The following is an 11,722-nucleotide window of genomic DNA, read 5'->3' as shown; positions in this document are numbered from 1 at the left end:
AGCAGGATAGCTTATCGGTAGCTAACCGTCCCTCCATCCACATGACCAAGCGTTGCACTTATTATCTGAATTCGCGTCCTTTCCTTTTAATTGCTCCTGGATAGCATTCCATTCCGCGTGTTTCAACAATTCACTCAACGCAGCTGCATAGTTTTCCTGCCGGGTGGAAGACTGTGTAGTAAGAGCATTTGAGTTATGAGTAACAAGATCTACCATCGTTTTATCCTCTGTTGTTCTTTATGCAATTATTTTAAATGCTAATGAAGCGCAATGCGTGAAATATAATAATGTTGAGATGGGTGAAGTTTTTCTGTTTTTCGCCTTTTTAAAACGGGTAAGTTTATTGCGGTAGCTAATGGATGGTGTGTTAATGAATTTATTATCGAAGGATGGCGGCTAAATACTTGATGATTCTTCCGCTGTTAACAATAAGCCATGGGCGTGGTCGTAGATTAATTTTTTGTAAAGATGCCTGCGTAATGGCTTGCCCCGCGCGAGGTTGATATACGCTAATAAGTTTATGCGTAGCCAATGCGGCTGCGTGAAGCAGGATGGATGTCGCTGCACCTATTCTCAGGAGAACCTTATGCCTCGCCTGTTATCGACACTGCTGGTTACCACATCATTGCTTTTCTCCGCCGCCACCCAGGCCCAGGCCCAGGCTAAGGTGGAACAGTTGTTGGATGGGTTAGATCACCCCTGGTCACTGGCCTTTTTGCCTGATGAAAAGCATCTGCTAATCACCGAACGTTCCGGGCAGCTGCGTCTGTGGAGCGTACAGGACGGTCTGTCACAACCCATTAGCGGTGTGCCGCAGGTGTGGGCGCAGCGTCAGGGCGGTTTGCTGGATGTGGTGCTAGCACCGGACTTCACCAGTAGTCGTCGCGTCTGGCTCAGTTATACCGAAGAGGGCAAGGAGGGCGCGGGAGCCGTCGTTGGTTATGGCGTATTGAGTGACGATAATCGCCAGCTGCGTGATTTTAAAGTGGTGCTGCGTCAGCAGGGGCTGTCGTCTGGTGCGAACCTGGGCACCCGCATGGTGTTTGATCGTGATGGCTATCTGTATATCGTGTTCGGCGATAACTTCAACAGCGCTACTGCGCAGGATCTGGATAAGCTGCAGGGCAAAATTGTGCGTCTGACGGCGGATGGTGCGATCCCGCCGGATAATCCGTTTGTTGGACGCAGTAATGCGCGTGGCGAAATCTGGGCGTACGGTTTGCGCAACCCGCAGGGGGTGGCGCTGAATCCGTGGACACAACAGATCTGGGAAAGCGAACATGGACCGCGCGGTGGTGATGAAGTCAATATCATCGCCAGAGGGAACAACTATGGCTGGCCACTGGCGACCTAGGGGCTGGATTACAGCGGCAGTAAGGTGCCGGAATCGAAAGGTGGGGAAGTCGCCGGTACGGTGCAGCCGGTTTTTTACTGGAAAGTCTCTCCGGCCATCAGTGGTATGGCGTTCTATAACAGTGCCCGCTTCCCGCAGCGGAAAAACTCGCTGTTTATCGGTGCGCTGAAGGAAAAAAGCCTGATTCGCCTGACGCTGAATGGCGAGAAAGTGGTGGAGCAGCAACGCTTGTTGCAGGATCGCGGTGAACGTATTCGTGATGTGCGCGTGGGGCCGGACGGTTTTCTCTATGTGCTGACCGACGAGCGTGACGGTAAGCTGCTGAAGGTCGTGCTGTAATCAGTAACGGGCCAGCCCGCGCTGGCCCGCGATTTATTTCACCCAGCGACACACTTCCCAGCCGCGGGTGACGGCTTCCTGATGCAGCCACGCATCCGGATTAATCACATGCGCATGGTCGGCGTGTTCCAGCATCGGCAGGTCATTTTTCGAATCGCTATAGGCCCAGGTGTGCTGGAAATTTTTGTCCTTTTTCCAGTCGGCGACGCGGGTGACTTTGCCCTCTTTATACGTCATGGTGCCGTAGGTGGCACCGCTATAGCGACCATCGATGATTTCCACACCAATCGCCAGCGCGCCATCGGCACCGAGGTGTTGCGCAATCGGCTCGACAAGATGCTCGCCGCTGGCGGAAATCACGATCACCGTATCGCCGCGCTGCTGGTGCCAGCTGATGCGCTCGCGGGCAGAGGGGTAGACGCGCGGCAGGATATCACGCTGAATAAAACGGCGTATCCAGCCTGCTACGGTCGGCGCCGCCATACCGGCTAACGGCGAGAGCGTGGTATTCATATACTCCTCCATCGCCAGCGTTCCCTGATAGTACTGATCCATCAATAACCGCTCCTGTTCGAGCAGCTCTTCTGCGGCGAAACCCTGTGATACCAGCCAGCGTAGCCAGAGTCCGGTACTGTCTTCGCAAATCAGGGTTTCATCAAGGTCGAAAAGGGCTAAATCCATCGTCGTTCTCCTCTGGAAGCGGGTATCAGGTTAACGGATTTATATGACGGGCTTAACATCTCTGCGAAAAATCGGAATTTCACCTGGTCGCGCTGACGGCCTGCAGGCGGTGAAATCATCCGCATCCGGCGGCAGGCTACAGAATTATCTAATAAACTCTAGATAACTTTACGGTCTTGCGGTTTTTTTCCTGCTGCTGAAAGGTTAGCGTATTAGGTTAATTGTTGTCTGATAACAGCATGAAACCGTTAATATTTATAGGGATAGACTGGTCCTGCCATGAATAAAACTCGCCTCTGCGTCAGTGTCCGGACACTGGCGGCTGCCACCAGCGTATTGCTGTTGACCTCTTCTCTCGCCTTCGCCGCTGAGCAGGCACCCGCCGCGCCCGCGATTGATGCGAAAGCCTGGATTTTAATCGATTACGCCAGCGGGAAAGTGCTGACGGAGTCTGAAGCCGATCAGCGTCTTGATCCCGCCAGTCTGACCAAGATGATGGCCAGTTATGTGATCGGCCAGGCGCTGAAATCTGGCAAGATTACCAATGACGATATGGTGACGGTGGGGAAAGATGCCTGGGCGACCGGCAATCCGGTGCTGCAGGGGTCGTCACTGATGTTCCTGAAGCCGGGCGATCGGGTGCCGGTGTCCGAGCTGAATAAAGGGATTGTGATTCAGTCCGGCAATGATGCCAGTATTGCGCTGGCGGATTATGTTGCCGGCAGTCAGGATTCGTTTGTCGGTCTGATGAATAACTATGTGAAAGCGCTGGGTTTGCAGAATACCCAGTTTAAAACCGTGCATGGTCTCGATTCCGCCGGGCAGTACAGTACCGCGCGCGATATGGCGCTGATTGGTCAGGCGTTAATCCGTGATGTGCCGGAAGAGTATGCGCTGCATAAAGAGAAAGAGTTCACCTTCAATAATATTCGTCAGCCGAACCGCAACCGTCTGTTGTGGAGCAGTAATCTGCATGTTGATGGCATTAAAACCGGGCATACCTCTGGAGCAGGCAATAACCTGGTGGCATCCGCCACCGAAGGGGATATGCGCCTGATTTCGGTAGTGCTGGGCGCGCAGACGGATGCGATTCGTTTTCGTGAAAGTGAGAAACTGCTGACCTGGGGCTTCCGCTTCTGGGAAACGGTGACACCACTGAAAGCCAATACAGCATTTTCCAGCCAGCGCGTCTGGTTTGGCGACCGTCAGCAGGTCAGTCTCGGAGTCGAGAAGGATGCGGCATTAACCATCCCGAAAGGACAGATGAAGAATCTGAAGGCCAGTTTTACCCTCAGTTCACCGCAGCTGCAGGCACCGTTAAAGAAATATCAGCAGGTAGGTACGATTGATTTTCAGCTTGATGGCAAAACCATTGAACAGCGTCCGCTGGTGGTGTTAGAGGAGGTGCCGGAAGGGGGCTTCTTTAGCCGTATCTGGGACTTTGTGATGATGAAGATTGATGGCTTGTTTGGTCAGTGGTTCTCGTAATCCTTTCCCGCAGCCTGTTGTCTGCTGAAGAGCAGCAGGTTTGAGGCGGCGCAGTGGCCGCCTCAATGGTAATGACTCAGAAGTTATACAGAATCGCGGAAATCGCGACCAGGCCAGCCAGTACCACAAAGATATTGCTGACGGCACCGCTGTATTTGCGCATCGCCGGCACTTTGTTGATGGCATACATTGGCATCAGGAACAGCAGGACGGCAATCACCGGGCCACCGAGGTTTTCAATCAGGCCCAGGATGCTCGGGTTCAGGGTAGCGACAATCCAGGTGGTGACCAGCATAAACAGCGCAGTGAAGCGGTTCAGTTTGTGTTCACTCACTTCTTTGCCAGAACCACGCAGTTGTTTGGCAATCAGACCGTTTAAGCCTTCACGCGCACCCAGATAGTGACCCAGGAACGATTTGGTAATCGCCACGAACGCGATGACGGGTGCCAGCCACGCCATCATCGGCGTGTTAAAGTGGTTTGCCAGGTAAGACAGAATGGAAATGTTCTGCGCTTTCGCTTCTACCAGATTCTCCGGCGTCAGGCTCATCACACAACTGAAGACAAAGAACATCACCGTGACAACCATCATCAGATGGCTGTAAGCCAGGATACGTGAGCTTTTCGCCTCGGCCTGGTCACCGTACTCTTCGCGTTTTGCCACTGCAAAGGCGGAAATAATCGGTGAGTGGTTAAAGGCAAACACCATCACCGGAATCGCCAGCCACAGTGTCATCAGCAGACCATTACCACTGCCGGACAGCGACACGTTATGGAAAATTGCACTGCTCCAGTTCGGGATCAGCCACAGTGCCAGCAGCATCAGTACCGCCACAAACGGGAACACCAGCAGGCTCATAGTTTTAACAATGATCTCTTTGCCAAAACGCACGATTGTCATCAGGCCGATAATCAGAATCAGCGCCAGCACTGCACGTGGCGGGGACTGCAGGTGCAACTGGTGAGTCATAAAGCTGTCAACGGTATTGGTGATCGCCACGCTGTACACCAGCAGAATGGGGTAGATCGCCAGGAAGTAGAGCAGGGTAATAATTTTACCTGCACCGACACCAAAATGTTCTTCCACCACTTCGGTGATATCGGCGCCAGGTTTGCTGCCGGATAACACAAAGCGGCACAGGCCGCGGTGCGCGAAGAACGTCATCGGGAAGGCCAGCAGCGCCATAATCACCAGCGGGATCAACCCACCGAGGCCGGCATTGATAGGCAGAAACAGAACGCCTGCGCCAATCGCTGTACCGTATAAACCCAACATCCACATGGTGTCGCTTTTACGCCACGCCATGGCATTTTGTTGTTGATCACCCGCCAGAATAGCGGTCTGAGAGGATTCCATGAACTTCTCCAGTGTGCCGAAATAAAAAATAATTCATTCACAGTGACAGTTTTCAGCCATCACTATTTTTTATGGCGCACACTCTACCACCGCAATAAATGCTGTACAGCGTTCGTTTTGTTATATCGGGTGATCAGGATCACAACTGCGTCAATAAAACCAGACCAATAGTCTGTGTTTTATGGTTTTGACTGATTTATGTTCTGGTTGTCAGTTTGAGGGTGGTGTTAAGTCCTGTATTTTGCCTCTTCCACTGTCATTAAATGTTGCCTTATTTGTCTGTTTTTTAGCCGCAAATTGAATTAATGCGATATAAATCAGCGGGATGTCATATTGAAAACTTATGACTGGTTTAACTATTCACCAGTTTGCGCAACGAAAGGGAAAGAATGGCGTGATGAACGGGGATATTGCGCAATAAATAATGTATTTCACGCCTGCGGGGAAATAGCCAAACGTTGCGATGCAATTAATCACGCAATAAAACAACAGGCCCGTTTTATTTCGAGCCTGGCGAGATTAATGGCGCACCCAGCCTTTACGAATCGGAATGGAAAACAGCAGGCGATATAACTGGCTGAGCCGTTGCAGCATCGGTGAACCGTAGAATTGCCACGCCATCTGAGAAAACAGACAACCCAGCATGCCGACCAGCAAGCCGCCCAGCATATCCATCGGCCAGTGCACGCCAAGATAAACCCGCGACCAGGCGATAGCGGCGCCGATCAGCAGCAGAATTGCGCCCGACCAGCGGCGGTGCCAGGACAAAAAGGCCAGTGCAAAGGTAAAAATGGTGGTGCCGTGGTCGCTGGGGTACGAGTAATCCGGCGCATGTTCGAGGAACTGGTGGCCAATGCCGAGGGTAAAGGGGCGCGGGTGCGGGAAGAGTGAGCCGAGACACCAGGAGATCGCCAGCGCATACAGCAGTGCAATGCCGGTTTTCAGTACCAGAACGCGTTGTGAAGTCAGATGATCGCGTGGCCCCCACAACCACAACGCCACAATCAGCAGCGGCACAATGGCGATCAGATCGCGAGCCAGAAAAGTGGCGCATGCCAGCAGCCAGTGCGGTGAGTCTGGGGTGGCGTTAATTGCGAGAAATAGCGTCTGGTTCAGTTCTTCCATTATCACACTCCGGCTGGCCAAAAAAACAATAAAACAAGCGGATAGCCTAAGGAAGGTGCGATTAATTCGATGGGAACCATTTTTTCGTCCTGTCATCGTATGGTAAATGAACAAAGAACCGCCCAAAACACTGAAAACGATAGATGAACGGCAATCATTGTAGTCATGAACAGAACTTTGAATGATTAAATCGCACCTTCCCTAAAAGGATGGTGGACGGGGATAAAGTGATTTTGTCTTAAATGACACGGGTGTTTTGTTTTTGTTTAATTTTGATGACGTGTAATGCTAATTGAGAATCATGTCTCTAATTATGCCCGCGAAGCGTGGCTGAAAAGGGATGTCGGTTAAGAAAATTCCCATAAAAAAACCCGCTAACCAAATGGTTAACGGGCTCCTCAATTTGGGGATTTCAAAGAAAAGCAGTGGCACTTATTAAGACTGTGACCCTAAACAAAAGTTCTCAACATTTAATAAATATTTTTTAGCCGGCAAAAATCGGCCAGATAATGACGATTAATGTCCCTGCCAGGGTGAGCAGGACGTTGGCGATAGCATAGGTGCCGGCATAGCCCAGCGCGGGGATATTACTGCGCGCGGTATCGCTGATAATCTCCATTGCTGGTGCGCAGGTGCGTGCCCCCATAATCGCGCCAAACAGCAGCGCGCGGTTCATGCGCAACACCCATGCGCCAAACAGGAAGCAGATTACTACCGGCAACAGACTCACCACCAGGCCTGCGACCAGCATCTGCCAGCCCGCGCTGCCGAGTCCGTGGGTCAGGCCGCTACCCGCGCTGAGGCCGACGCCAGCCATAAACACCATCAGGCCGAACTCTTTCACCATCGTCAGCGCACCCTGCGGAATATAACCAAAGGTCGGGTGGTTGGCGCGTAAAAAGCCCAGCATAATGCCAGCGAACAGCAGGCCAGCGGCATTACCAATGCCAAAACTGAAACCGCTGAACTGGAAGGTGATCATGCCGACCATCAAACCAATAATAAAGAAGGCGCAGAAGGCGAGCAGGTCGGTCACCTGGCTGTGAATAGAGATAAAGCCGATGCGGTCCGCGACGCTTTTGACCCGGCGCGCTTCGCCGCTGACCTGCAGCACATCACCTTTATTCAGCATAATGCTGTCGTCAATCGGCATCTCAATCTGGCTGCGGATCACCCGGTTAAGAAAACAGCCGTGATCGGTCAGCTTTAGCTGGCTGAGACGTTTATTTACCGCGTTATTATTTTTGACCACGATCTCTTCGGTGACGATGCGCATATCGAGCAGGTCGCGGTCAAACACCTCTTTACCGTTGCGGAAGCTGGGATCGAGACGTGAATGCGCGTCAGGATAACCCACCAGCGAAATCTCATCACCGGGTTGCAGGATGGCGTCGCCATCGGGATTAGCGAGAATGCCGTTACGGCGAATACGTTCGATATAGCAACCGGTCTGGCGATAGATGCCCAGTTCGCGCAGGTTCTTGCCATCGGCCCAGGCAACCAGCTCTGGCCCGACACGGTAAGCGCGGATCACCGGCAGATACACTTTGCGTGAACTGTCGGTATCGAGGCCGCGTTCGCGGGCAATCTGCTGCGCACTGGTCGGCAGATCCTGATGCTGCAATTTTGGCAGATAGCGTGCGCCGACGATCAGGCTGACCAGACCAATCAGATAGGTCAGGGCATAGCCGAGGCTGAGGTTATCCTGCAGACGATTCAGCGCCGTGGCGTCGCCGATGGTTTGCCGCAGCGTATCGCCGGCACCGACCAGCACCGGCGTCGAGGTCAGTGAACCTGCCAGCATCCCGGCAGTCAGACCAATATCCCAGCCGAGCAGCTTGCCAAGTCCAAGCGCGATGAGCAGCGCACTGAGCACCATCACAATCGCCAGCATCAGATAATTTTTTCCGTCGCGGAAGAAAATAGAGAAAAAATTGGGACCGGCTTCGACACCGACACAAAAAATAAACAGCATAAAACCAAGGTTAAGGGCTTCGGTATTTATGGCGAAATGCTGTTGTCCGAGCAACAGAGAAACCACTAAAACGCCAATGGAATTACCCAGTTGTACAGAACCTAAGCGTAATTTGCCTAAGCAAAGACCTAATGCCAGCACCACAAATAATAACAGGATGTAATTCCCGCTTAACAATTCTGCGACGTTTATGTTCACGGCTTAACTTCTTGTTTACCAGTAACTTGTTGATAGAAGTGAGTTTATGCGCTAACGTTTATCTGCATCCAGACATTGCTCTGCGTGTATCGCGTGAAAGTCACAGTGCCAGTGAGGGCAAATAAAAGCGCGACTATTTTAATCATTTATTTATATTTCGGCCACCAGAAACAGCACGATTTTTAATTTCGGCGTTATCTTTTCTGTTGAATTAAAGGGAAAATTAATTCAGGGACAGGCTTTAACTGAATCATCTGAGGATACGCTATGCTGCTGCAAGGCGTCCGTTTATCGGGCGTAATAACCTGTCTCCTGCTTTTCTGTGCGATTTTTATTATCGTGCGTTATGGCATTGTTATCGATCGCCCGGGAGAAAGCCGGGTGCAGCCAGGTTTGTTGCTGTTTGTGGTCCCCGGTGTGTTATCCGGATTAACCTCGCGTCAGGCACCGCTGAGTGTGGCGCTGTGCGGCGCGCTGCTGGCGATCCCTGCTTGTCTGCTGCTGTCATACACCCGTTTTGTCGCTGGTGCCGGTTTCTGGCAGGAGCTGGCATGGTACGCCAGTGCGCTGTTCTGGTGTGGTTCGGGCGCGCTGGTGGTGATGTTATGGCGTGCACTGTTTCTGCGCGATGAGTAATAACAGCCAGTAACCTCTTCAGAAAACAAAAAAACCGGGCTTAACCCGGTTTTTTGTTTTATCGACAGCGTGGCAATTATGCCTGGTACAGGCTCAGATGCTCTTTGGCATACGCTTCGAAGTCGGTGCAGCCGCCGATGTGTTTCTGGTCGAGGAAGATTTGCGGTACGGTTTCTACCGGCTTACCTACGGTTTTTTCCAGATCAGCTTTGGTGATGCCTTCAGCATGGATATCAACATAGCGGAAGTTAAAATCATCACGGTCTGCCGTCAGTTTTTCCGCCAGTTCTTTTGCGCGCACACAGTAAGGGCAGCCAGGACGTCCAAAGATCACTGCAAACATAGGTCACTCCTCAAGGTTAAAATCTGTTCTGTGATTATCGTCACAGTTTATCGCTTAGTGCGCTAATCATGCCCGCTTCGCTGACGGAAAGGAAGAAGGAATTGCCTGTTAATCTGATTAGTGCAGGCTATGCAGAAGGGCGTGGATTAGGCTTTAATAGGGCAACGCGGCTGCCAGGCTGGCGGCGTAACCCCTGGAATTCCGGGCGCAACCACGCGGAGAGAGTCGATGACTCCCGCCACAGGAGAATAAAATGCGCAAATTTGGCGAATTACCCAAATGGGTGCTGCTGCTGGAAGTGCTGGGTATTGTATTGCTGATACTGGCGATGTTGTCAGTCAATCAGTGGCTGACGTTACCCGCGTCGCTGCAGGGAAAAGGCGCGGCGACGCTGATGATCTTTGCCGGTATCGCCCTGATGCTGCCTGCCGCAATCACCCTGATGTGGCGCACCGCCCAGGCGCTGGCGCCGGAACTGTTTGGCCGCCCACGCGCGAAAAAATCCCCGAATCACTCTGGAGACTCTCATGACGCCGACCATTGATCTGTTACGTTCACATCGCTCTGTGCGCGCTTTTCGCGATCAACCGATAACAGATGCCCAGCGCGAGGCGATTATCGCCGCTGCCCAGTCCGCCTCTACCTCCAGTTTCCTGCAATGCTCTTCAATTATGCGCATCAGCGATCGCGACCTGCGGCTGAAAATGGTGGAACTGAGTGGCGGACAACAGTACGTCGCCCAGGCAGCAGAGTTCTGGGTATTCTGCGCTGACTTTAACCGCCATCTGCAAATCTGCCCGCAGGCGCAACTCGGTCGCGCCGAACAGCTGCTGCTGGGCTGCATCGATACGGCGCTGATGGCGCAAAACGCCATGGTGGCGGCGGAATCCCTTGGTCTCGGCGGTGTGTTTATCGGTGGTGTCCGTAACCATATCGCAGCCGTCAGCGACGCGCTGGAACTGCCGAAATATGTATTGCCACTGTTTGGACTGTGCCTGGGCTGGCCGGATCAGCAACCGGATGTCAAACCACGTATGCCGGCGCAGATGCTGGTGCATGAAAATCGTTACCAGCCGCTCGATCAACAGCAGCTGGCACAGTACGACCAGCAGTTGCTGGACTACTACCAGCAGCGCGACAGCAATCAGCGCACTGATACCTGGAGTGCGCATATTCAGCGCACCATTATTAAAGAGAGCCGCCCGTTTATTCTCGATTTCCTGCACCAGCAGGGATGGGCGACCCGTTAACTCTGGCTTGATGAGGCTTGCTGGTGAAAATTGCCATTTTGTCCCGCGACGGTTCGCTTTACTCCTGCAAACGCCTGTGCGAAGCGGCGCAGGCGCATGATCATCAGGTGGAGGTTATCGACCCGCTCTCCTGCTATATGAATATCGATCCGGCTGCGGCGGCGCTGCACTATCGCGGCCAGCCACTCGACCATTTCGATGCGGTTATCCCACGCATTGGCCCGGCCACCACCTTTTACGGCATGGCGGTGCTGCGCCAGTTTGAAATGGGCGGCAGCTACCCGCTGAATGAGTCGGTCGCCATCACCCGTGCGCGCGATAAACTGCGTTCGCTGCAGTTGCTGGCGCGTCAGGGCATTGATATGCCGCTGACCGGTTTCGCCCATTCGCCGGATAATACCCGCGATCTGATCGAGATGGTCGGCGGCGCACCGCTGGTGGTGAAGCTGGTTGAAGGCACCCAGGGCATCGGCGTGGTGCTGGCGGAAACGCGTCAGGCAGCGGAAAGTGTTATTGACGCGTTTCGCGGACTGAATGCCCATATTCTGGTACAGGAATACATAAAAGAAGCGCGTGGCTGCGATATTCGCTGCCTGGTGATTGGTGATGAAGTCGTGGCAGCGATTGAGCGGCAGGCGAAAGAGGGCGATTTCCGTTCTAACCTGCACCGTGGCGGCACCGCCAGACCGGTGGAAATCAGTGAGCGCGAACGGGAAATTGCGGTGAAAGCCGCCAGTACGCTGGGGCTGGATGTCTCCGGGGTGGATATTCTACGGGCCAGCCGGGGGCCGCTGGTGATGGAGGTTAACGCCTCGCCAGGCCTTGAGGGCGTGGAAAGTATCACGGGGATCGATATCGCCAGCCTGATGATCCAGTGGATCGAACGTCATGCCCAGCCTGGTTTCTGTCTGAAAACGGGCGGCTGAAGTCATATTTTCGTCATCATCGTGGTGTTTAGGCCATTTTTTCCGTAAGC

10 protein-coding genes and 1 pseudogene are annotated in these 11,722 nt (G+C 53.0%); 6 read left to right on the top strand and 5 right to left on the bottom strand.

Features of this window, described 5'->3' with window-relative positions; all coding sequences use genetic code 11:
* Window positions 1-586 precede the first annotated feature (586 nt).
* A pseudogene (locus tag ACSZO1_RS09370) lies at window positions 587-1,693 on the top strand (PQQ-dependent sugar dehydrogenase).
* A gap of 33 nt (window positions 1,694-1,726) precedes the next feature.
* On the opposite strand, the gene ACSZO1_RS09365 reads toward ACSZO1_RS09370, so the two are convergent.
* Window positions 1,727-2,374 (bottom strand): HAD family hydrolase, encoded by a 648-nt coding sequence (locus ACSZO1_RS09365; protein ID WP_437611824.1) that lies wholly within the window; start codon window positions 2,372-2,374, stop codon window positions 1,727-1,729.
* Between the two features lie 279 nt (window positions 2,375-2,653).
* On the opposite strand from ACSZO1_RS09365, the gene ACSZO1_RS09360 reads away from it, so the two are divergent.
* Window positions 2,654-3,862, top strand: coding sequence for a serine hydrolase (locus ACSZO1_RS09360; RefSeq protein WP_437611822.1), 1,209 nt, complete (start codon window positions 2,654-2,656; stop codon window positions 3,860-3,862).
* Between the two features lie 76 nt (window positions 3,863-3,938).
* On the opposite strand, the gene ACSZO1_RS09355 is transcribed toward ACSZO1_RS09360, so the two are convergent.
* The 3 genes from ACSZO1_RS09355 to ACSZO1_RS09345 form a co-directional block, all read right to left on the bottom strand.
* Window positions 3,939-5,219, bottom strand: a complete 1,281-nt coding sequence (locus ACSZO1_RS09355) for an HAAAP family serine/threonine permease (RefSeq protein WP_437611820.1) — start codon at window positions 5,217-5,219, stop codon at window positions 3,939-3,941.
* Between the two features lie 519 nt (window positions 5,220-5,738).
* Entirely contained in the window at window positions 5,739-6,344 is a 606-nt protein-coding gene (gene ybjG, locus ACSZO1_RS09350) for an undecaprenyl-diphosphate phosphatase (protein WP_437611818.1), read from the bottom strand.
* A gap of 484 nt (window positions 6,345-6,828) precedes the next feature.
* Window positions 6,829-8,517, bottom strand: a complete 1,689-nt coding sequence (locus ACSZO1_RS09345) for an aspartate:alanine antiporter (protein WP_437611816.1) — start codon at window positions 8,515-8,517, stop codon at window positions 6,829-6,831.
* Window positions 8,518-8,784: 267 nt separating this feature from the next.
* Between ACSZO1_RS09345 and ybjM the strand changes: the two genes are divergently transcribed.
* On the top strand, window positions 8,785-9,153 hold the full coding sequence (gene ybjM, locus ACSZO1_RS09340) for an inner membrane protein YbjM (RefSeq protein ID WP_437611814.1): 369 nt from the start codon (window positions 8,785-8,787) through the stop codon (window positions 9,151-9,153).
* Window positions 9,154-9,229: 76 nt separating this feature from the next.
* On the opposite strand, the gene ACSZO1_RS09335 is transcribed toward ybjM, so the two are convergent.
* Entirely contained in the window at window positions 9,230-9,496 is a 267-nt protein-coding gene (locus tag ACSZO1_RS09335) for a GrxA family glutaredoxin (RefSeq protein ID WP_437611812.1), read from the bottom strand.
* A 253-nt stretch (window positions 9,497-9,749) separates the two neighbouring features.
* Between ACSZO1_RS09335 and ACSZO1_RS09330 the strand changes: the two genes are divergently transcribed.
* The 3 genes from ACSZO1_RS09330 to rimK are packed head-to-tail and all read left to right on the top strand — an operon-like array spanning window position 9,750 to window position 11,672.
* Entirely contained in the window at window positions 9,750-10,040 is a 291-nt protein-coding gene (locus tag ACSZO1_RS09330; protein ID WP_437611810.1) for a YbjC family protein, read from the top strand.
* Complete coding sequence (nfsA, locus tag ACSZO1_RS09325; RefSeq protein WP_437611808.1) at window positions 10,024-10,746, top strand: oxygen-insensitive NADPH nitroreductase; 723 nt, start codon at window positions 10,024-10,026, stop codon at window positions 10,744-10,746. Before ACSZO1_RS09330 ends, nfsA begins: the two co-directional genes overlap by 17 nt.
* Window positions 10,747-10,769: 23 nt before the next feature.
* Window positions 10,770-11,672 (top strand): 30S ribosomal protein S6--L-glutamate ligase, encoded by a 903-nt coding sequence (rimK, locus tag ACSZO1_RS09320; RefSeq protein WP_437611806.1) that lies wholly within the window; start codon window positions 10,770-10,772, stop codon window positions 11,670-11,672.
* The last annotated feature ends 50 nt before the right edge of the window (window positions 11,673-11,722 follow it).

It is taken from the genome of Erwinia sp. V71, assembly GCF_965644245.1.
GTDB lineage: Bacteria > Pseudomonadota > Gammaproteobacteria > Enterobacterales > Enterobacteriaceae > Erwinia.
This window is presented reverse-complemented; position numbering and strand designations above follow the sequence as displayed.